Genomic DNA, 20,678 nt, shown 5'->3' with positions numbered 1-20,678 from the left:
AAAGATGGCAACATAATGCTTAGGTTGCTTTGCTACGGACTTACCATCCTCCAGAAGCACCACCGCCTCCAAAACCACCACCGCCGAAGCCTCCGCTAAAACCACCGCCTCCTCCAAAGCCACCACTGCCAAATCCACCGGAAGAGCCTGAACTACGGCCCATATTGCTCAATATGATCATGTCCCAAATGTCAAGTCCGCGGCCTCTACGGCCACCGCGACCACCACCCTTGTTTTTGCGACTCCACAAAATGATAAGTATCACTATAAAAATGATAAAGGGAAACAAGATTTCAAAAGGAAATGGTCTTTTGTTGCCAAAACTACGCTCCTCGGTAAACTCGCCGGTCAATACTTTAAAAATGGCATCGGAACCTCTGTCCAGGCCACGGTAATAACTACCTTCTTTAAATTCTGGGATGATTACGGTTTCAATGATGCGCTTTGACATCAAATCGGTAAGACTGCCCTCCACACCATATCCTGTGTTGATGGCAATTCTGCGGTCATCCTTGGCCAATAGTATGAGCACACCATTGTCCTTGTCCGCTTGTCCAATGCCCCACTTTTGACCCCATTGAGCTCCCAAATAATTGATGTTCTCTCCTTCGGTGGAACTAATTATGGCCACTACAATTTGCGTGGACGTACTATCGGAATACTGAATAAGCTTTTGTTCCAAGGCATTGCTCTGCGAGGGAGACAACAAGTTCACATAATCGTAAACACTCGTTTCTTTCTGCGGTTTTTCGGGTATGGTAAATTGTCCCCAAGCTATGGAGATACATAAAAAAAACAGTAAAAAACTACCCTTTGGATATTGCATCGTTCAGTTCATTGGTGTCGTCGTGGTCCCATGGAAAATGGACCTGCAGTTCTTTGCCCGCCAATAGAATTCCTTCAACGATACCTTGTTTAAAATTTCTTTTTTTAAAATGTGAAGCGATCACATCCTTGGTGGTATCCCAAAATCCTTTGGGAACGGCCCTATCAATACCTTCTCCGCCATAGATGACAAACTTTCTATCATCCACCGCAACATATAGAAGAACACCGTTACCTTCTTTGGTGTTGTCCATCTTCAGAAAATGGAATAGCTGTTGTGCTCTGCTAAAGTGGTCTATTTTTGACGATGCTTCAATGTGTACCCGTATTTCGCCAGAAGTGTTGTTTTCGGCTTCAACAATGGCATTTACAATATCACTTTCTTCCTCAGCAGTCAAAAACTCTTCTACGTGCGACATAATTTAGTTGAATTCGAAGTTCACATCGGGGGCGTTTTCGGAACCTGGATCAGCTTGGTATCTTGGCATATCTTCGAAACCAAACCATCCAGCAAGTATTGTTCCTGGGAATTTGCTAATGTGAACATCATAAATATTCACTTTTTCATTAAATCTGTCCCTTGCCACATTGATGCGATTTTCTGTGCCTTCCAGTTGTGATTGCAGCTCCAAAAAGTTTTGATTGGCTTTCAATTCTGGATAACGCTCCACGGTAACCAATAATCTGGACAGGGCAGATGACAGCCCAGTTTGCGCTTGTTGAAACTCTGCCAACTGCTCCGGGGTAATGTTGTTTGCATCAATATTGGTGGATGTGGCTTTGGCTCTTGCCTCAATGACATCGGTCAAGGTACCTCTTTCAAAATCGGCAGCACCTTGAACGGTCTGCACCAAATTTCCTATGAGGTCATTTCTTCTTTGGTAAGAACTTTCCACATTGGCCCAAGCTGTTTTTGCATCAGCTTCGTATTGTACGGCTGTGTTGTTGAAATTAAATGCAAATAAAACCCCGGCACCCAAAATAATTACAATGGCAATTATCGATATGCCTAAACAACCTAATCCTGCGATACCTGCTTTTTTCATTTTCTATTGGTTAAAGTGTTTATAGTTGTTCTTTTATTTTCAATAGTTCTGCTTTTACCTTTTGCAGTTTTTGAATTACCTCAAAATTGGAAAGTGCCTTCTGTTTTTCTTCCTTCAGATGAATTTTTGCTCCTTCCAAGGTAAATCCACGTTCTTTTACCAAATGGTATATCAATTGTAGGTTTTGGATATCCTGCGGCGTGAATTTACGATTGCCCTTGGCGTTTTTTTTAGGCTGGAGTACATCGAACTCTTTTTCCCAAAAACGAATCAGGGAAGTGTTTACCCCAAAGGCCTTGGCTACTTCGCCTATGCCATAATATCGTTTTTCTGGAAGATCTACGTGCATTAATCCAGTGATTGGTTCTCTTGGTTTGCCAACCTGAGCATGTTCTCAAATTCTTCAGCAGACAAACTTCCGTAGTAGAAGTTGATAGGGTTGATGCGTTCCCCATCCTTGAACACTTCGTAGTGCACGTGGGGTGCTTGGGAACGTCCCGTACTGCCTACAAAGCCGATGAGGTCGCCTCTTTTGACTTTTTGGCCTACGGTAACATTGTATTTGCTCATGTGTCCGTACAAGGAAATATAACCATACCCATGATCGATACGAACGTGTTTTCCGTAACCTGAAGATCTATTGTCGGCACGAACCACTTTACCATCACCTGATGCATAGATCGGAGTTCCACGCGGAGCGGTAAAATCCATGCCCCAGTGCATTTTGCGAGCTTTGGTAAACGGGTCCGAACGCCAGCCGTAACCAGATGCCATTCGGGTAAGGTCTTCGTTGCTTACAGGTTGAATGGCTGGAATGGAAGCCAACAATTTTTCCTTTTCTTCCGCCAATTTGGCAATTTCATCCAGGGATTTGGATTGAATTACCATTTCTTTTTGGATGATGTCCAACCTTTTGGTAGCGTCAATGATAATTTCGGAATTGTTGAAGCCTTCCAGGTCTTTATAGCGATTTACCCCACCAAAACCAGCTCTTCGCTGCTCTTCGGGAATAGGGTTGGCTTCAAAATATAATCTGTAAATATTATTGTCCCGATCCTCAATATTGGCCAAAACCTGTTCCATTTGGTCCATTTTTCGGTTGAGGATATCGTATTGCAGTTCATAATTACGAACTTCACGTTCCAAGGAAAGTTCTTTGGGAGTATTTACCCAACTCGTATTTAAAAGGATGATCAGTCCAAGGAAACCGAACAACGCGGACCCCAACAAGAACAAGAATATGTTCCTGTACTTTTTGGATTTTTTCGGCTCTATCTTTCTGTACGAAAGTGTGTCCGGATCGTAATAGTACTTTACTTTAGACATGAATGGATTTTATCCTATTTTTGCTCACTCATTTTAAACAGAACAAACAAATATAAAAATTGTTTTGCTTAAAGTGTTAAATTTAAGAAAACCCTAGGAATTCAATGACATCCCAAGAAGTTAGAAACCAGTTTTTAAACTTTTTCAAAGAAAAGAACCACAAAATTGTACCATCGGCGCCCATGGTCATGAAGGACGACCCGACCTTGATGTTCACCAATGCTGGTATGAACCAGTTCAAGGAGTACTTTTTGGGGAATTCCATTCCTAAGAGCAAACGCCTTACCGATACCCAAAAATGTTTAAGGGTAAGCGGAAAGCACAACGATCTCGAGGAGGTAGGGAAAGACACTTACCACCACACCATGTTCGAGATGTTGGGGAACTGGAGTATTGGGGATTATTTTAAGAAAGAAGCCATTGGGTGGGCATGGGAATTGCTCACTGAGGTATATAAAATTGATGAGGACAGTCTTTATGTTTCCGTTTTTGAAGGAAGCGAAGACGATGGATTGCCACTAGATCAAGAAGCATACGATTTGTGGAAGGCCATTGTGCCCGAGGATAGGATCATCAAAGGGAACAAAAAGGACAACTTTTGGGAAATGGGCGATCAAGGTCCCTGCGGACCATGCTCCGAAATCCATGTGGATATTCGTTCCAAAGAGGAAAAAGCAAAAGTTGACGGAGCTTCCTTGGTCAACCAAGATCATCCACAAGTGGTGGAAATATGGAACTTGGTCTTTATGCAGTTCAATCGTAAAGCCAATGGCAGTTTGGAGCCACTTCCAGAAAAGCATATTGATACGGGAATGGGCTTTGAGCGCCTTTGTATGGTACTCCAAAACAAGCAATCTAATTATGATACCGATGTATTTACCCCTCTGATTCGCGAAGTGGAAATCATCACAGGTAAAAAATATGGTGCCAACGAGGAAACCGATATTGCCATTCGTGTGATAGCTGACCATGTTCGCGCAGTTGCCTTTTCCATTGCTGATGGACAATTACCTAGCAATACAGGGGCAGGTTACGTCATCCGAAGGATTTTACGTCGTGCCATTCGCTATGGATTTACCTTTTTGGATACCAACAAACCATTTATCCATAGATTGGTAAGAGTCTTGAGCGAACAAATGGGCAAGGCTTTTCCAGAGTTGAAAGAGCAATACCAATTGATTGAAAATGTGATCAAGGAAGAGGAAAGCTCTTTCTTGAGTACCTTGGAGCAAGGTTTGGTGTTATTGGATTCCGTGATCAAATCATCAAAAGATAAAACCATTGCGGGGGACAAGGCCTTTGAACTTTACGATACCTTTGGTTTTCCGATAGATTTGACCGCTTTGATCTTGGAAGAGAAAGGCTATCAATTGGATACGGAAGGGTTTGAAAAAGCATTGAAAGCACAAAAAGATCGTTCCCGTGCAGCATCCGAAGTGTCCAAGGATGATTGGAACATTCTGATGACCGATGCCGAACAGGAATTTATTGGTTACGATAGTTTGGAAGCCGATGTGAAGTTGGTTAAATACCGTAAAGTGACCAGTAAAAAGGAAGGCGATCAATACCAATTGGTGTTCAATCTTACTCCATTTTATGCTGAAGGCGGAGGTCAGGTAGGCGATAAAGGCTATTTGGAAGCGTCCAATGGCGATGTTACCTATATTGTGGATACCAAAAGGGAGAACAACGAGATTGTTCATTTTGCCAAGTCGTTGCCCAAAGAGGTTTCTGGAAGTTTTAAAGCGGTTGTAGATCAAAAACAACGGCGGAGAACCGAGTGCAATCACACCGCAACACACTTATTGCATCAGGCATTGCGTGAAGTTTTGGGGACCCACGTGGAACAGAAAGGCTCCGCGGTACATTCCAAATACTTGCGATTTGATTTCTCCCACTTTTCAAAATTGACCACGGAAGAACTACGGGAAGTTGAAAACTTCGTCAATGCCCGTATCGATGGACACCTTCCTTTGGAAGAAAGCCGCAATGTTCCGATGAAAGAAGCCATGGAGCAGGGTGCAATGGCACTTTTTGGAGAAAAATATGGAGATACGGTGCGTACCATTCGTTTTGGACAATCCATTGAACTTTGCGGTGGCACCCACGTGAAGAACACGGCCGATATCTGGCACTTCAAAATTGTTTCAGAAGGCGCCGTTGCTGCTGGAATTCGTAGAATCGAAGCCATTACCTCCGATGCCGTTAAAGAATTTTACTTCAACAATAACCGTATGCTCTTTGAGATAAAGGATTTGTTGAAGAACTCCCAAGACCCTGTAAAATCGGTTGCTGGCTTGCAAGAGGAAAACATGGCTCTTAAAAAACAAGTGGAGCAATTGTTGAAAGATAAAGCCAAGGGACTCAAAAACGAGTTGATTGCCGAATTGGAAGATTTGGGCGGTGCCAAGTTCTTGGCGAAAAAAGTGGATTTGGATGCAGGAGGAATCAAGGACCTTGCCTTTGAAATGGGTGGTCAGGTAGATAATCTATTCCTATTTCTTGCTTCGGAAAAAGATGGAAAAGCCATATTGTCCTGCTACATTTCCAAGGATTTGGTGGCGGAAAAAGATTTGAATGCCGGAACCATTGTCCGTGAGCTGGGCAAATACATTCAAGGGGGGGGCGGAGGACAACCTTTCTTTGCTACTGCTGGGGGTAAAAATCCTGATGGAATCCCCGAAGCGTTGGATAGAGTGAAGGCTTATCTGTCATAATTAATTCCTTTATTAACCCAACCTCTCTTTATATTATGTATGAAAAAAATCTTGTATATATTTCTGATTTTTCAAGCTTGTGCTGAAAATGAGAGCAAAATAGAAGAGGTAAGGTCGTTTGAATCTGAAAAGGTTGTGTTATCAGCTGATGATTCAATTAAAATTGCGGAATATTGGGAAAAAGCAAATAAAGTCCCTGTATATTCTGTGGACAGGCAGCACTATTTGGATTCTGCTTTGATGATTAAACCTGATTCGGCTTATTTCTGGCAGCAGAAAGCAATGCCATTATATAAAGAGCGTAAGTTTTCTTTAGGAAAACCCTTTTTGGAAAAAGCGGTTTTACATGACCCCAAAAGATATTTGGATTACAGTGGTTTTATGAAATGTCTTTTCTCCAATGAGTACCAAGAGTCTATAGATGAATTAAAGTTGGCAAAGGAAAAGTATGGGGATGGGTATGTGATGGACCACACGTATAATTTTTACATAGCATTGGATTATTTGCAGTTGAACCAATTTGAGAATGCTAAAAATTACCTCCTAAAAAGCAAAGAGCAGCAATTCAAAGATTTCCCTAACGACCCTCCTGAGGAAGCATGCCATTATATGGACTGGTTTTACATGGGAGTAGTTGAATATGAACTCAAGAACTACGAAAATGCAATCGAAAATTTTGATATGAGTTTAAAGGTTTATGAAAACTTTGCAGACGCTCTTTATTATAAGGCCATATCACAATATAATTCCGGGAAAAAAGAAGAGACTGAAAAAACAATTGAATTAGCATGGAAAAACAACCAAAATACAATCAATGAAGATCAAGTTTATTATGTTGTTTATCCTTATCAAGTCTTTCATAGATTAAGTCCAAGATCTAGAAAAAAATAGATACCAACCCATGGAACTACAAACCAAGTTACCTTTAACACCTAGCGATAATCCCATTGATTATCAAAATAAGTTGGTGCTTTTGGGGTCTTGTTTTGTGGAAAATATAGGCGCGAAGCTGGATTACTTTAAATTCCAAACACTTCAAAATCCATTTGGCATATTATTTCATCCTTTGGCCATTGAAAATTTGGTGCAGAGAGCCATCGCAGGGAAAAACTATCGGCAAGAAGAAATTTTTGAGCATGACGGGATTTGGCGTTGTTTTGATGCGCATTCCGATTTGCGTTCCGATAATCCCAAAGCATTGTTGCATCTTCTCAACCAAAGGTTGAAAGAAACCAAGGCCAATCTATTAGCATCTTCCCATATCATCATCACGTTGGGAACCGCTTGGGTGTACGAGTATAATTCATCAGGTAAAAAGGTGGCCAATTGCCATAAGGTTCCGCAGAAACAGTTCACTAAAAAACTACTAAGTGTAGCTGAAATTGAATCGAGCCTTCAACATATCATAGCGTTGATTCAAAATGTGAATTCTGAAGCGCAAATCATCTTCACGATTTCGCCCGTTCGTCATATCAAAGATGGTTTTGTGGAGAACCAGCAAAGCAAGGCACATTTAATAACTGCAGTTCACTCCGTTTTGTCATCTCGAGCGCAGTCGAGAGACCTTGCTTACTTTCCATCCTACGAAATTATGATGGATGAGCTACGCGATTATCGTTTTTATGGAACCGATATGGTGCACCCGAACCAACTGGCGGTGGATTACATTTGGGAGCGCTTTACATCCGTTTGGATCTCTAAAAATGCTTACTCCGTAATGGATGAGGTGGAAGCTGTACAAAAAGGATTGCTGCACCGACCGTTCAATCCTGATTCCGAAGTGCATCAAAAGTTCAAAACATCGCTCCGTGCAAAAATTACGTATCTTCAAGAAAGGTATCCTTTCATGAAATTCAAGATAAGTTCTTTATGAAGAAAGTATTAGTTGGAGCGATAATAGCATTGGCCTCGGTTTTGATTTATAAATCGTGTACTGATGACCGTGAGCAAAAATCGATTTTGGAAGAAAATTCCATGCTCATTCAGCAGGAGTTGCGGAATGTTTCCAAATTGGTGGTCACGGAAGGGCATTTTGCAGAGGTGTACAACTACAAGGATTCCAAAGAACTGTTCGGTCCGTTGGTCACTGCCCATAAAAAGGCCTTGGTGGTGGTAAATGCCGATGTATCCATTGCCTATGACATGTCCAAAATCAATTATGAAGTGGACGAAGAACAAAAATTGCTTACCATTACCCGGATTCCTGAACCAGAAATAAAAATCAGTCCCGATTTTGAGTATTACGATGTCACCGCCGATTACTTGAATCCATTCAATGCAGGCGATTACAATACCATCAAACGAAACGTGAATGCTTCTTTGATGGAGAAAATCGAGGCATCCTCCCTACGTTCCAATGCAGAAAATCGGTTGATAAGCGAACTTTCACACATTTTGGTGTTGACCCATACCATGGGATGGACTTTGGTGTACAACAACACTCCCGTGGAAAACACGGAACAATTGAAAACTTTTTTGGATTAAGCTGTCACATTTTGTGATTTGATGCGTCTATAAAGTACATCAATCAATTGAAACCATGTTTAAAAGAGTACTGCTAACCGCCCTTTTAGCCACTATTCTATTTTCCTGTCAGCATCAACCAGAATCCGATATTAGCTACGAAATTGCTTCCGTAGTTGTCGATAGTATTCCCCAACTCAAAATTACCATGACCTTGGAGGCCAGTCCAGATGGAACAACGGAATTGTCGCTTCCAAATGACGCTTGGGGGCAGACGGATCTATACAATTCATTGGGCAGTATGGCATTGTTGAATGTGGAAGGTGCCGTTGAAAAGGATGCTGATAGCAACCGCATAGTTTTGATGCATCCGAAGGATGTAGAAGAGTTGGAATTCGAATATTTTTTGAAGCAGGATTTCAAAGAGGATGTTTCTACGGACAAAATTTACCGTCCTATCATCAATCAAGAGTATTTCCATGTGTTTTCGCACAATATGTTCATGGTGCCTGAAAATACCGAGGAGCAGCTGGACATTCTGCTCGACTGGTCATCGTTTCCAGAGGAGGGATACACCATTCACAACAGTTTTGGTAGTCAAGAAAGAGTTCAGTTGTTGAAAGATCAGAACATGGATTTGTTTGGAAGTGCCATTTTTGTTGGAGGGGATTTTAGGGTATTTAATGGAGAGATAGAGGGGAACCGGATTAGTTTGGCTACTCGTGGCGAATGGATTCCGTTCAAAGACGAAGATGTTTTTAAGGTACTGGAAGAAACCCTTACGTATCAGCGCAATTTTTGGGACGACCATTCCCAGACCTACTTTACGGTAATCATGCAACCTTTTCCGCTAGAGAATGGCAGCAGTTTTCAAGGAACGGGACTGACCAACTCCTTCGCGACCTCGGTTTCCAATAATGATCAGACCGATATAGGTCAGATGGTATATCTTTTTAACCATGAGCTGATGCATAATTGGCTTGGGCACACCATCCATAATGAGAACGAAGAAGAACAGTATTGGTTCAGTGAGGGATTTACCGAGTATTACACTTTCAAAAACATCGCAAAGAACAATATCAATGAATTGGACGGTACTTTTTTTATTGCAGAGATGAACCGAACCATTCGTGATCTATATGCATCATCGGTGGGAGAGGCTCCGAATTCCGAAATCAATTATGATAACTTTTGGACCAGCTATGAATATTCCAAACTGCCTTACTGGAGAGGGACGATTTTTGCCTTTTATCTGGATCGGAATATCCAAAAAATAAGTGGCGGCAAGCAAAGTTTGGATGATGTGATGCATCAAATCCATACCGATGCGACCACCAAGGACCAAAAAGTCAACCATGACTATTTTGTTGGAATGATGGATGGATTCTGGGAAGGTGATTTTGAACCTGTTTTCCAAAAGTACATTGAAGAAGGCCAAAAAGTGGATTTGGCAGCCCTGTTTGATGATTTAGGATTGGATTACAGCCCTGAAAGTGACATTTACGAGCTTGGATTTGAATTTACCAAGGACAGAAAAGAAATTGCCGGCGTGGCGGAAGGGAGCAAGGCATGGGAAGCAGGTGTTCGAGTGGGCGACAAGGTGTTTTCCCGAAGCATTTGGCAGGGCAGTATTGAACACCAAGTTAAACTGGGCCTGAAAAGAAACGGTAAAGAGTTCAATGTTTCTTTTTATCCCGTTACAAAAGCTGAGGTTCCCCAATTGAAACCTACTACGGCAAATATGGAAAAGCTAGGCTTCTAACTGACCAATGCTGTATCTACAAGCTGGAGCCCATCATCAATCAAATGGCCCAATTTTGGGTTATCCTGCTTAATGTGTTCCAAGTGTTCCAACAACTCTTGCTGGAATTCCTGATTGTTGTCCTGCTTGGCGAGTTCGTACAATTCCACGGGCAATAACCAGTCCTTGGGATGGTCTTTTTTAAGGGCCTGAAGCACTTTGTTTCGTGAAACCGTAGTGTTTTTACCTTCCCTAAAATGCCTGATTTGCTCATAGAACCGCTCCAATTGTATCCTTTTTTCATCTTTTTTCAGTTTGATGGTGCTTTCCGTAATCTGGTGGCTCATCAAATTGAAGCTGTTCAAGTCTGCGGGACCATTATAAGCTGATACAATGTGTTGACCAACGGCCATGTGGTACAATCCCCATTCAGGCTGAAATAGAACCTTATTGTTCTGGGTAACAGTGCAATCTTCAAAAGTAATGAGAATGATTTTCCCCATGAGGTTTCGGGTGCCCGTCACTATAGTTCCCTCTACTTTGATTCCGCCTTCGAATTCCAATACAATTTCTTCACCTTCATAGATTTTGTAGGCTTTCAGATCACGAGGCCCCATATCCTCGATGGCAATGTTGATACCCTTCAATTTCCCGATGGGGGAACCAAAACCATCCGCATGGTGTGCTGTGCTGTGCCCGACCAATTCTTTTTCACGGTAGGCCAAAGCCGTTCCTCCTGTAGTCTGAATGTATATGGGTTTGCCATCATTTTCGATGACATTGCTGAACTCTCCGGAGATTTGCAGTCCTGTACTCAATTCGATGGTGCCGAGTGCTTTGGAACCAATCAGTTTTTTAATCCCTGAAAGTCCACCCGTCCGTACGGCCATGGTATTGGCAAAATCCTCCAACACCTGACTCAAAAAGGCAAAATCGGGGGTTACGAATAGTTGTGGTTGCGGTTTGGTTATATCAAACTCTGTGTGTGCCGCTTCAATGGTGTACGGAATTTTTTTCACTTTGTCCGTCATGCACCATGTACTTTCCCCAATGGATGACAGCAACCCTGCGCCGTAAATTTTTGGGTGGTCCACGGTGCCTATCAAACCGTATTCCACGGACCACCAATGCAGATTTCGAATCAAGGCCATCTCACTGGGTTCGCCCATGTTTTCCTGCAGATGTCCAATATGTTTTTCAGCTTCGTCAATCTCGCTTTGCGGTGTGCCGTGTGCTTCCTTGATGATGGAAAGATGTCTCACTGCATTGTAGAGCTCGTAATCCTTTGCACTGGAAATAGCCTTGCAGCCGATTTCCCCGAACCGACGCAGATATTCGGCATATTCGGGATTGGCGATAATGGGTGCGTGCCCGGCCCCTTCGTGAATAATGTCGGGGGCAGGGGTATATTCAATATTTTCGAGCTGGCGAATATCCGAAGCGATGACGAGTACATTGTACGCTTGGAATTCCATAAAGGCGGAGGGGGGGATAAAACCATCCACCGCGACTGCCGCCCATCCAATTTCTTTCAGGATGCGGTTCATTCCATACATATTGGGAATATGGTCAATGGAAATCCCAGTCTTTTTTAATCCATCCATATAAGAACTGTGGGCGACCTTACTTAGGTAATCCACATTTTTTCGCATTACATAGCGCCAAACAGCTTGGTCAATGGCGGTGTACTCTTCATAATTCTGTGGTTTTATGAATTGCTTGAGGTGCTTCGGTAATTTGTCCAGTATAGGATTGGATTCGTAGCTCATAGGTCAATTTTTGTGCGTCTTAAAGATACGAAATAGGGAGTGGAAATCTTCTTAAGGAAAGTTAAGGGTAATAAAAAACCGCCCATTGGGCGGTCTATATTTTAGTTGGAGGCCATGGCCATATTGGGCGGATACTCCTCCAAGATCTGCGAAACGAATTCTTTGATACGTTTCTCCTTTTTCTCAATGTTTTTGGTATTGTTCAGGGTGCCTACGCCTCGACCTTGCCATACCAATTCTTTTTTATTGGCATCGATCACGTCAATATAAAGAGAGCCTTCGGTACGGGTGCTTACATTGTTTCCATAGCCATAACCCCAGCCCCAACCAGGCCCCCAGGCCCATGGGCTATAAAATCCACCCCAGCCCCAGCCGTTGTTGTTATAGATGTCCACACGTTCACGCTCCTTGGTAAAAATGCTGATCAATACATCGGGATTGTCTGATTTCACAAATCCACGAGCACCCAATTCGGCTTCAATGGCGCGTAATATTCTTTTCTTGTCCAGATCGGAGATTTGGGCTTTATCTATACCGGTCTTGTAAAAAGCATAGCTTTTATAGGTATTGAAGTCAGTTTTTTGGTCGTAATCGGACACTACCCTGACCGAAGTACAGGAGGCCAATAAGCCAAAGGCCAAAGCAATTAACGCGAAGTGTTTCAAACTTTTCATAGTACTATTTTTTTAAATTCTTGAGATATAGGTGAATAAATCACAAATATTGTGCCGAACACTTATTTTTGGGTGTTGGTTTTTGCATTGTATCCATACGGACAGTGGCGACAACCACTCTCGCAACAGTAACCGCGTTTTAAATGGTATTTCTCTGTAAAAACCCTGTACCCTTGTTCCGACAGGTAATAATCACCCTCTTCCAAGGGTATGCGTTCTTTCATGTACGGCAACCTTTTTGTTATATAAATTTACAGCTTTCGTGTCAAAAACACGAGGCTTTTAAGATTTTCAAAACAAGGTTGTCCACGGAAAATGTTGATTGATTTCTGCTAACTGTCCAATTTTGAGCACTTTTTGCAGTTATATTTGTAGAGATAACCTAACCATTTGTCAATTTGATCGTTGTCTTCAAACATTTCTTCTATAAAAATTATGTGGGACTCTCCCTATGGCCTTTCATTATCCTAAAGGAAGATTCATTAAAGACGGATGAAGTGCTCATCAACCATGAGCGTATCCACTTGAAGCAACAACGCGAATTATTGATCCTACCGTTTTATGTGCTCTATATCTCGGAATGGTTGTTTAGGACCGTACTTTACCTGAACAGTTATCGCGCTTACCAGAACATCAGTTTCGAGCGTGAGGCCTATGCCAATGAAAAGGATATGCAGTATCTATCCAAGCGCAAAACCTTTGGTTTTTTAAAGTACCTGACCCGTTGATTTATTCGGATTGAACATACCCAATCAACATATAGACATGCCCCTTCTCCGAGAAAAGGGCATTCGGCTCTACTTGAAAAGAGAGGATACCATCCATCCGTTTGTTTCCGGAAACAAATACCGCAAGCTCAAATACAATCTGCTTGAAGCAAAAAAGCATGGTAAAGACACCTTGCTCACCTTTGGTGGGGCCTTTTCCAATCATATTGCGGCAACGGCGTATGCAGGTTGGGAACAGGGATTGAAAACCATCGGTGTGATTCGTGGTGAAGAGTTGGTGGGTAAATGGCAAAACAATCCTACCTTGAAACTGGCCCATGAACACGGTATGCAGTTCCATTTTGTCTCCCGCAGTGATTATCGATACAAAAACGACCCATCCTTTATTGAAAAATTGAAGGAACAGTTCGGCGATGTATACCTGTTGCCCGAGGGCGGAACCAATGCATTGGCAGTAAAGGGCTGTTCGGAAATCTTGACCGATGAAGATGTGACATTCGATTACATCTGTAGTGCTGCGGGTACGGGTGGCACCGTAGCTGGACTCATCAATGCATCACGACCGCATCAATCGGTTTTGGGCTTCCCTGCACTGAAGGGCGATTTTTTAATCGAGGAGATTTGTACCTTTGTCCATAATGACCGTTGGAAGCTTGTAACCGATTATCATTTTGGAGGTTATGCCAAAGTGGACCAACAACTGATTGCATTCATCAACCTTTTTAAAAGTGAAACGGGCATCCCATTGGATCCCACTTATACAGGTAAAATGCTTTTTGGTATTTTTGATCTCATAAAGCAGGATGTTTTTGAACCAGGAACCCAAATCTTGGCGATTCACACAGGGGGACTGCAAGGCATAAAAGGCATGAACCTTGTATTGAAAAAGAAGAATTTACCGTTATTGGACGTATGATCAGGCGAATAGGATATGTATTGATAGCGGCACTTTTGCTCTCTAGCTGTGGTGCCAAAAAAAGAAGGACGACCCAACGCAAGGGCGCTCCTGTAGTCAGCAATACCGAAGAAACTACGGTAAACCGTAGTAAAGAGACCAAAGAAGATGCCGGTATGTACCCCATGCCGGAAGATACCGGGCGTTTTGAACGTTTCCCGATTTCGGACACCCAGGATTATATCGAGACCTTTGCTGAGATTGCCCAGTACGAAATGCGTGCCTATGGCATACCGGCCAGTATTACTTTGGCACAGGGTATTTTGGAAAGTGGCTCGGGCAGGGGTGAATTGACCTTGAAGACAAATAACCACTTCGGAATCAAATGCCATGCTGGTTGGGAAGGGGAGTTCGATTTCCATGATGATGATGCCAAAGGCGAATGTTTCCGTAAGTACAACCACCCGATGTATTCCTTCCGCGATCACAGTATTTTCCTATCCACCCGCTCACGCTATGCGTTTTTGTTCAACTACAGACGGGACGATTACAAGAAATGGGCCCACGGATTACGTCAGGCGGGGTATGCTACTGACCGTAAGTACCCGCAAAAACTGATTTCCATCATAGAAAGCTACAATCTTCATGAATACGACGAAGCGGTTGTGGAAAACGGTTTGCCCACGGTGCGAAACACCAGACAGTACGAAGTTTTTACCCACAAGGTGCAAAAGGGCGATACATTGTATGCCATTTCCAAGCGCTATGATATTTCGGTGGACGAGCTTCGCCGCCTCAACAATCTCAACGACAATATTATTTCCATCGGTCAGGTGCTCAATATTCGGGTGGCGCAGTAGTTTTCACAGCTGTCTATGGTGTCATCCCGAGCGCAGTCGAGGGGTGCTTACGTAGTGCTGTGGTATTGTGGTTCTCGACTGTGCTCGAACTGATATCGAACTTGTAATGCTAAGCGGAGCACCTTTATATTTTCTACATGTCATTCCACACCTGATGCGGAATCCACAAGGTTAAATGGATTCCTACTTTCGCAGGAATGACAAGCAAGGGAAAAATAAAATGGATTTCTACGTTCACAGGAATATCAGCTAAGCATTCGCAAAATCCATTTCCCAAAACGAATGATCATCATTACCTTTGCGGAAAACAGGTCGAAATCTATATGGCTTGTCACATCGAGCGCAGTCGAGATGTGGTGCCGTGTCGTTCTCGACTGCGCTCGAACTGACAAACGTCAACCTGAACTCGTTTCAGGTTCTCATTAGGAGTAAAAGCTGATTGGATGAGATGCTGAAACAAGTTCAGCATGACGAAAAAGAATTGATGAAAACAGATTCCTGCCGGAGTTTATGCTGAGCATAGCCGAAGTACAGGAACGACACAGAACATATATGATCTATCAACGAAGCAGTGCCTTGTTCGCCGAGGCCAAAAAATACATTCCCGGGGGAGTGAATTCACCTGTACGAGCGTTTAAAGCCGTCGGGGGCGACCCTATTTTTATCAAGGAGGCCAAAGGAGCCTACCTGTACGATGAAGACGGTAACCAACTCATCGACTATATTGCTTCGTGGGGGCCGCTGATTCTGGGCCATGCCTACGAACCTGTGATCAATGCGGTGGTGGAGAAGGCCAAAAAAGGAACATCCTTTGGAACACCCACCGAAATCGAGACCGAAATCGCCAAACTGGCGGTGTCCATGGTGCCGAACATTGACAAAATCCGTTTTGTGAACAGCGGCACCGAAGCCTGTATGAGTGCGGTGCGCCTCGCGCGCGGGTACACGGGCAAGGAGAAGATCATTAAATTTGCGGGTTGCTACCACGGCCACTCCGACTCTTTTTTGATACAAGCGGGGAGTGGAGCCGTTACTTTTGGTAGTCCCAACAGCCCTGGGGTAACGCAGGGCACGGCCAAGGATACGCTATTGGCCGATTATAATGATTTGGAGGGCGTGAAAGCCTTGGTGGAAGCCAATAAAGGCGAGATTGCCGCCATTATTTTGGAACCCGTAGCGGGGAACATGGGCTGTATTATACCCAAAGATGAATTTATTAAAGGTTTGCGCGAACTCTGCACCCAAGAAGGTATTTTGTTGTTGTTTGATGAGGTAATGACAGGCTTTCGCCTTGGAAAAGGTGGCGCACAGGAAGCCTTGGGCATTGATGCCGATATTGTGATGTTCGGAAAAGTGATCGGGGGTGGACTGCCCGTAGGAGCGTTTGCGGCCCGTGCGGAGATCATGTCACATTTGGCGCCAGAAGGACCGGTGTACCAAGCGGGTACCTTGAGCGGAAACCCTTTGGCGATGAGTGCCGGACTGGCCATGCTCACTGCCCTGAACAACCAACCTGAAATTTTTACCAGTTTGGCCAAAAAAACGGAGTATTTGCACAAAGGCATTGCCCAAACCCTGACGGAAAAAGGTGTGATCCACCAGATTAACCGTTATGGCAGTATGATCTCCGTACACTTTACGGACGAGCCTGTGGTGGATTTTGCCAGCTCTGCGAAGGGCAACAACGATACCTTTAAAAAATACTTCCACGGGATGTTGGAGAATGGGGTGTACTTACCGCCCTCTGCTTTTGAGAGCTACTTTTTAAACGATGCCCTTAGTTATGTTGATTTGGATCGAACTATTGAGGCGGTGGGGAAGGTGTTTTAAGACTTTAAAAATGAAGATTTTGAGGTTGGTTTTTCAGGTTATATTTAATGTTTTTGAAATTTTAATTCCGCAGAAGGTAAAAGAAAGGTTGATTTTAAAAATAGGGCTACTCTGTGTTAACCAAATAGAATTTTCAAGAATAAAAGGATGAACAAAACTAAAGCAAGACCTATTCCCGTCAGTTTCTTTTTTTGGTGTTGAAAAATTTCATAGAGTTATAATTGGAGGCTATTCTTTTGTGTTATTTTTTGTAATTGCCTATCCAGATTGTCAATATAGATACTTTCGCCCGTCACAAAATTACCACTGTAAATTATGGTGCTATCATTTAGAATTATAAGATGTGGGTAGGAATTAAAACCCAAGCTTTTCTGGACTTTCTTCAAAGCTTCACTATATATGGTTTTGTATGAGTAACCCAGTTTTTCCTCCGCTTTGGTGCGTTCTTCAAAGCTTTGGTTTTTTAGAGGAACATTTACCGAGTAGAAGGCAATTTCAGGGTGTTGGTACTTTTTACTTATTTTCTCGTAGTAGGGAAACTTTTCATAACAAGGTTTGCAAGAGGTGTTCCAAAAATCCAACACAGTTATTTTATTCTGAAATTGAATAGTGTCTTTATGCTTGTCCGTAAAAATCAGTTTTTTTGGAAATGGTTTGGTGTCATAAAACTTCGAATCGTCTGTTAAGGCCAAAAAAACACTGGGATAACCAAATTTTCCTAAAAATGTGGAGAGCAAAATGGTAAGAGCAAACTTAGGTGCAAAATATGATGTTTTTGCCCAGCGACCAAGCAATGCGCTTATGGGGATAAAAATTAAGTAGAGGAGAGATCGCTTGAAATCCAAATCAATCAAAGAAGGAATCAATATTAACAACCATAGGGGTAAAAGAGCCCATAACATTTGTCTCCTGATGTTTTCTTTTAAAAAATAGGCTGTCAAAAAACATGCGATAAGGGTCAGGGGCAGTATATGAAAATGATCGCCATATGAGATGATACCAGCTAGAATATATGTCGCTGGAACAATAAAGTATTTAAGTTTTTGGGAGAATAATTTCATAGATTAAAATTTTACTGCCCCTGAATTTACAGAGGCAGATTTCTGGAATTAAACTTTTTCATCACAACTCTGTAGCCATAAAAAGCCACAGCCAGTAGTTGTTTCGTTGCAATTGGTGTCCGAATATCCGTTGTTGTACCAATCACAAGTCCAACTACAATTACATTCTGGTAGTGCTTTGCCTGTCAGGTTTGTTTTTGCTTTCTCGTTAAATGAGCCTATGCTTTGCAGGTTCTCTTGTAACTCTATTGAGATAAAGTCATCATGAAAGCCTCCATCGATTTTTGGAGAATAATCTTCCAGTGCCCCGAACATCATCAAAAAATCATGCTCTGGTGTTATTTTGGCAAGTTCAATGGCCAAAGAGCGTAATTTAGTTTCATTGGAGTTACCTGATTTAAGTTCAATGGTAAGTTCTTGGATAAGGTTTTTATGATTCTCGGGTAGGTTTGAGTTCTGCAATTGATTTAGTTTTTCTATCCATAAATCAGTCTTTACAGAATTTTCTAGGGACAAATAATCTTTCTTTACATGATTGTAATCCTTGTCCTTTAAAAAAATGCTACGTAACTGGTTCGTGTCATGCGATAAATCATTTTGATTATCTGAGCATGATGATACAAAAACAACTATGATAGTTATGAGGTTAAGTGTTTTAAGATAATTGGACATTCTTTAGAATTTAATATGTTAGTAATAACCTACTCTTTCGATTTTCGAATACTCGTCCAATTATTTTTGGTGTCTTTTTTGGCTTTCACATGTTTTGACGTTGGATGGCCAGTCCCCTTGTGACCTCTTAGTATTTTGACTAACAGGTATAGGGGGTTATCCCTATGACATTCGGTCACAGGTACAATACGTGTTGCATTAAATAAATGGGAGGTTGGGAGTGCAAACTACTAATTTTCAAAACAATAACATTGTACAAAAACCTTAAAAAAACTAGGGGTTTTCTGTAATTAGCAATGAACCGTTGACAATTATCAATAAAAGAGGAGAATTAACAGTTGTCAATTAGCAGTGAACAATTTAGAATAGGGTAAAGGAGCAATGGCTAAAGGTAGAAGGTTAAGGGTTAAGGTTTGAGAGTGGACAATGAAAACTTGAAAATTGGGAACGGTCCCTTTTCAGGAAAATAGGATTGATTGCAAATGCCAAACTCAGTCCCGTTTTTTGCCACGCCCCGTCATGGTGTCGACCAAGCCTTCTTTTAAGTTAATCCATAAATAGTTGAAGAAGGATTTATCCTGGTTCCGTCCCACTTTGAAATCGCCGTGCCGGAAGCCGTCCTCATCCGTTTTCTCGCCGTTTTTGGTAAATAGGTTCACTACGGCGGTAAGTATTTTATTGACACTCAAACCATCTTTTTTGAGCACGGTGAACTCGAAGTTGTCGTATTTCATTTTTATATCGCCCTGCGATTCCAGTTCGTTCCCGTTAATGGTAAAATACATTTGCTGAATAGTGCCCTTGACCTCGGCATTGAGGTTGGTCTTTAAAAACGGGTTGATGCTTTCGGACTGGAAATTGGACAGTGAGCCTTTTGCCAAAAAGGTATTGGCCTTGTTTTGGGGGTCAAAGCTCCAGTCCAGGGTAAAAGGACCATTGTCCATCAATTTGGCATCGATATCCACCGTTACTTCTCCCTTACCTTTGGTATGCAGGTTGTTGATACTGGCCTCGATATCCGAAAAGCTGAGGTTTTCGGGGTCCACATCGACCTTCAACCGCTCCCGATAGGTAATAAGTCCCTCCGAAATCTGAATGGAGTCCACCTGAAGGGCCATATCCAGCTCGCGAAGTGCCTGATTGTAGAGTTTTTTGTGCGTGGTGTCGTCGGGCAACAGTTTGTCGCGATACACATGGAAAATGGGTGTTCGTAATTCCAATGCGCCCAAGTGGAAGTAGGGCAGTTCGCCCTCGAAGCCAAAGTCCCAATTGTTCAGGATGATATTGTCGATGGTAAGGTCGTAATGGTCGTGCTCCACGGCCAATCTTTGGGAAAGTTCCGCTTTGCTGTATTTGGTACGCAGTACAAAATGTTGGAACCCGCCCACATCAGGGGTCAATTGCATGTGCTCAAACTCGATGAATTCCAAAGGGCTCATGTTGAAATGGCCTTTGTCGGTATTGAGCTCATAATTACCATAGGCGAAGCGTATGCTTTGTTGAGCGGTTTCCTGGTCGAATTTGATATCGGAAAGGGTAAAATCGATGCCCTCTACTATGGCTGTACTGCTGGATGTTGTGTTCAGCATTTTAAAACGTCCACCTTGGATATTGAAGCTTTTGACTATATATGTTTTGGATGGAGATTTTTTGTCCTTTTTAGAAGTAGTGTCTTTTTCGGTTTGATGGTAGACGACCTCTGGCGCTTCCAGATGAAGCTCGCTGATGGTAATATCCCCATTTTGAAGCAAGGGAATGTAGTTGAGACCGGAAATGGTCATGGATTTTGCCTTAAAATCGATGTTTTGTTCCGTATTATTGGCACCAACATCGCTCAGGCTGATTTTCCCCATAAGCACATTCGTACTTAAATTACCATAGGTAAGGTTAAGTGAAGCGGGTACTTTTTTTTGCAGTGCTGTTTCCACTTTGTTGGTAAACATGATTTGGGCCACAACGGTGGTAAGTATCAATACTAGAATGATTCCGACCGTGATTTTAATGTAGCGTGAAACGTTTTGTTGTGGCATAAGGGTGTCAATGGTGTGTTCAATGGGTATGGGAGAAGGAA

At 42.5% G+C, this 20,678-nt stretch carries 20 protein-coding genes; 9 read left to right on the top strand and 11 right to left on the bottom strand.

Features of this window, described 5'->3' with window-relative positions; translation table 11 throughout:
* Positions 1-40: 40 nt before the first annotated feature.
* Genes PY092_RS17735 through PY092_RS17715 form a run of 5 tightly spaced genes read right to left on the bottom strand, consistent with a single transcriptional unit; the run spans position 41 to position 3,197 of the window.
* Positions 41-826, bottom strand: coding sequence for a TPM domain-containing protein (locus tag PY092_RS17735; RefSeq protein WP_275617136.1), 786 nt, complete (start codon positions 824-826; stop codon positions 41-43).
* Positions 807-1,244 carry a TPM domain-containing protein gene (locus PY092_RS17730; protein WP_275617135.1) on the bottom strand — a complete coding sequence of 146 codons (438 nt, stop codon included), beginning with the start codon at positions 1,242-1,244 and terminating at the stop codon, positions 807-809. The genes PY092_RS17735 and PY092_RS17730 overlap by 20 nt, the downstream gene beginning before the upstream one ends.
* Before the next feature lie 3 nt (positions 1,245-1,247).
* Positions 1,248-1,871: a LemA family protein gene (locus PY092_RS17725; protein ID WP_275617134.1), complete on the bottom strand. Its 624-nt coding sequence runs from the start codon at positions 1,869-1,871 to the stop codon at positions 1,248-1,250.
* 19 nt (positions 1,872-1,890) lie between these two features.
* Complete coding sequence (locus PY092_RS17720) at positions 1,891-2,220, bottom strand: MerR family transcriptional regulator (RefSeq protein ID WP_127137505.1); 330 nt, start codon at positions 2,218-2,220, stop codon at positions 1,891-1,893.
* Positions 2,220-3,197: a M23 family metallopeptidase gene (locus tag PY092_RS17715; protein ID WP_275617133.1), complete on the bottom strand. Its 978-nt coding sequence runs from the start codon at positions 3,195-3,197 to the stop codon at positions 2,220-2,222. The genes PY092_RS17720 and PY092_RS17715 overlap by 1 nt, the downstream gene beginning before the upstream one ends.
* A gap of 104 nt (positions 3,198-3,301) precedes the next feature.
* Here PY092_RS17715 and alaS point away from each other — a divergent pair, with 104 nt between their 5' ends.
* The 5 genes from alaS to PY092_RS17690 are packed head-to-tail and all read left to right on the top strand — an operon-like array spanning position 3,302 to position 10,139.
* Complete coding sequence (gene alaS, locus PY092_RS17710) at positions 3,302-5,914, top strand: alanine--tRNA ligase (RefSeq protein WP_275617132.1); 2,613 nt, start codon at positions 3,302-3,304, stop codon at positions 5,912-5,914.
* Positions 5,915-5,953: 39 nt separating this feature from the next.
* The gene (locus PY092_RS17705; RefSeq protein WP_275617131.1) at positions 5,954-6,805 is read left to right on the top strand and encodes a tetratricopeptide repeat protein; all 852 of its coding nucleotides are present in this window, start codon (positions 5,954-5,956) and stop codon (positions 6,803-6,805) included.
* Positions 6,806-6,815: 10 nt separating this feature from the next.
* Positions 6,816-7,787 carry a GSCFA domain-containing protein gene (locus PY092_RS17700; protein ID WP_275617130.1) on the top strand — a complete coding sequence of 324 codons (972 nt, stop codon included), beginning with the start codon at positions 6,816-6,818 and terminating at the stop codon, positions 7,785-7,787.
* Positions 7,784-8,398, top strand: a complete 615-nt coding sequence (locus PY092_RS17695; protein ID WP_275617129.1) for a DUF4230 domain-containing protein — start codon at positions 7,784-7,786, stop codon at positions 8,396-8,398. The genes PY092_RS17700 and PY092_RS17695 overlap by 4 nt, the downstream gene beginning before the upstream one ends.
* A 55-nt stretch (positions 8,399-8,453) precedes the next feature.
* Positions 8,454-10,139, top strand: coding sequence for a M1 family aminopeptidase (locus tag PY092_RS17690; protein WP_275617128.1), 1,686 nt, complete (start codon positions 8,454-8,456; stop codon positions 10,137-10,139).
* On the opposite strand, the gene PY092_RS17685 is transcribed toward PY092_RS17690, so the two are convergent.
* From PY092_RS17685 to PY092_RS17675, 3 genes are all read right to left on the bottom strand, one after another.
* On the bottom strand, positions 10,136-11,887 hold the full coding sequence (locus PY092_RS17685; protein ID WP_275617127.1) for an aromatic amino acid hydroxylase: 1,752 nt from the start codon (positions 11,885-11,887) through the stop codon (positions 10,136-10,138). The genes PY092_RS17690 and PY092_RS17685 overlap by 4 nt on opposite strands.
* Positions 11,888-11,988: 101 nt before the next feature.
* Positions 11,989-12,561 carry a DUF4136 domain-containing protein gene (locus PY092_RS17680; protein WP_275617126.1) on the bottom strand — a complete coding sequence of 191 codons (573 nt, stop codon included), beginning with the start codon at positions 12,559-12,561 and terminating at the stop codon, positions 11,989-11,991.
* A 62-nt stretch (positions 12,562-12,623) separates the two neighbouring features.
* Positions 12,624-12,785, bottom strand: coding sequence for a DUF5522 domain-containing protein (locus PY092_RS17675; RefSeq protein WP_275617125.1), 162 nt, complete (start codon positions 12,783-12,785; stop codon positions 12,624-12,626).
* 174 nt (positions 12,786-12,959) lie between these two features.
* Here PY092_RS17675 and PY092_RS17670 point away from each other — a divergent pair, with 174 nt between their 5' ends.
* The 4 genes from PY092_RS17670 to hemL all read left to right on the top strand — a co-directional run bounded on the left by PY092_RS17670 (position 12,960) and on the right by hemL (position 16,874).
* Positions 12,960-13,289, top strand: coding sequence for a hypothetical protein (locus PY092_RS17670; protein WP_275617124.1), 330 nt, complete (start codon positions 12,960-12,962; stop codon positions 13,287-13,289).
* Positions 13,290-13,326: 37 nt separating this feature from the next.
* Positions 13,327-14,205, top strand: a complete 879-nt coding sequence (locus tag PY092_RS17665) for a 1-aminocyclopropane-1-carboxylate deaminase/D-cysteine desulfhydrase (RefSeq protein ID WP_275617123.1) — start codon at positions 13,327-13,329, stop codon at positions 14,203-14,205.
* Positions 14,202-15,044 carry a glucosaminidase domain-containing protein gene (locus tag PY092_RS17660; RefSeq protein WP_275617122.1) on the top strand — a complete coding sequence of 281 codons (843 nt, stop codon included), beginning with the start codon at positions 14,202-14,204 and terminating at the stop codon, positions 15,042-15,044. The genes PY092_RS17665 and PY092_RS17660 overlap by 4 nt, the downstream gene beginning before the upstream one ends.
* Positions 15,045-15,596: 552 nt before the next feature.
* Positions 15,597-16,874 (top strand): glutamate-1-semialdehyde 2,1-aminomutase, encoded by a 1,278-nt coding sequence (gene hemL, locus PY092_RS17655; protein WP_275617151.1) that lies wholly within the window; start codon positions 15,597-15,599, stop codon positions 16,872-16,874.
* Positions 16,875-17,089: 215 nt separating this feature from the next.
* On the opposite strand, the gene PY092_RS17650 is transcribed toward hemL, so the two are convergent.
* The 3 genes from PY092_RS17650 to PY092_RS17640 all read right to left on the bottom strand — a co-directional run bounded on the left by PY092_RS17650 (position 17,090) and on the right by PY092_RS17640 (position 20,637).
* Positions 17,090-17,935 (bottom strand): TlpA family protein disulfide reductase, encoded by an 846-nt coding sequence (locus PY092_RS17650; RefSeq protein ID WP_275617121.1) that lies wholly within the window; start codon positions 17,933-17,935, stop codon positions 17,090-17,092.
* A gap of 48 nt (positions 17,936-17,983) precedes the next feature.
* A complete protein-coding gene (locus PY092_RS17645) occupies positions 17,984-18,607 on the bottom strand; it encodes a bacteriocin fulvocin C-related protein (protein WP_275617120.1) in 624 nt (207 codons plus the stop codon).
* A 491-nt stretch (positions 18,608-19,098) separates the two neighbouring features.
* Positions 19,099-20,637, bottom strand: coding sequence for an AsmA family protein (locus PY092_RS17640; protein ID WP_275617119.1), 1,539 nt, complete (start codon positions 20,635-20,637; stop codon positions 19,099-19,101).
* Positions 20,638-20,678: the final 41 nt, after the last annotated feature.

This window comes from Flagellimonas yonaguniensis (genome assembly GCF_029193885.1).
Lineage (GTDB): Bacteria > Bacteroidota > Bacteroidia > Flavobacteriales > Flavobacteriaceae > Flagellimonas > Flagellimonas yonaguniensis.
This window is presented reverse-complemented; position numbering and strand designations above follow the sequence as displayed.

Coding starts and splice junctions, on each gene's coding strand:
- PY092_RS17690 (WP_275617128.1), top strand. CDS start 8,454: ATGTTTAAAAGAGTACTGCTAACCGCCCTTTTAGCCACTATTCTATTT.
- PY092_RS17680 (WP_275617126.1), bottom strand. CDS start 12,561: ATGAAAAGTTTGAAACACTTCGCGTTAATTGCTTTGGCCTTTGGCTTA.
- PY092_RS17640 (WP_275617119.1), bottom strand. CDS start 20,637: ATGCCACAACAAAACGTTTCACGCTACATTAAAATCACGGTCGGAATC.
- PY092_RS17720 (WP_127137505.1), bottom strand. CDS start 2,220: ATGCACGTAGATCTTCCAGAAAAACGATATTATGGCATAGGCGAAGTA.
- PY092_RS17705 (WP_275617131.1), top strand. CDS start 5,954: ATGAAAAAAATCTTGTATATATTTCTGATTTTTCAAGCTTGTGCTGAA.
- PY092_RS17735 (WP_275617136.1), bottom strand. CDS start 826: ATGCAATATCCAAAGGGTAGTTTTTTACTGTTTTTTTTATGTATCTCC.
- PY092_RS17700 (WP_275617130.1), top strand. CDS start 6,816: ATGGAACTACAAACCAAGTTACCTTTAACACCTAGCGATAATCCCATT.
- PY092_RS17685 (WP_275617127.1), bottom strand. CDS start 11,887: ATGAGCTACGAATCCAATCCTATACTGGACAAATTACCGAAGCACCTC.
- hemL (WP_275617151.1), top strand. CDS start 15,597: ATGATCTATCAACGAAGCAGTGCCTTGTTCGCCGAGGCCAAAAAATAC.
- PY092_RS17725 (WP_275617134.1), bottom strand. CDS start 1,871: ATGAAAAAAGCAGGTATCGCAGGATTAGGTTGTTTAGGCATATCGATA.
- PY092_RS17715 (WP_275617133.1), bottom strand. CDS start 3,197: ATGTCTAAAGTAAAGTACTATTACGATCCGGACACACTTTCGTACAGA.
- PY092_RS17645 (WP_275617120.1), bottom strand. CDS start 18,607: ATGTCCAATTATCTTAAAACACTTAACCTCATAACTATCATAGTTGTT.
- PY092_RS17675 (WP_275617125.1), bottom strand. CDS start 12,785: ATGAAAGAACGCATACCCTTGGAAGAGGGTGATTATTACCTGTCGGAA.
- PY092_RS17695 (WP_275617129.1), top strand. CDS start 7,784: ATGAAGAAAGTATTAGTTGGAGCGATAATAGCATTGGCCTCGGTTTTG.
- PY092_RS17665 (WP_275617123.1), top strand. CDS start 13,327: ATGCCCCTTCTCCGAGAAAAGGGCATTCGGCTCTACTTGAAAAGAGAG.
- alaS (WP_275617132.1), top strand. CDS start 3,302: ATGACATCCCAAGAAGTTAGAAACCAGTTTTTAAACTTTTTCAAAGAA.
- PY092_RS17730 (WP_275617135.1), bottom strand. CDS start 1,244: ATGTCGCACGTAGAAGAGTTTTTGACTGCTGAGGAAGAAAGTGATATT.
- PY092_RS17660 (WP_275617122.1), top strand. CDS start 14,202: ATGATCAGGCGAATAGGATATGTATTGATAGCGGCACTTTTGCTCTCT.
- PY092_RS17650 (WP_275617121.1), bottom strand. CDS start 17,935: ATGAAATTATTCTCCCAAAAACTTAAATACTTTATTGTTCCAGCGACA.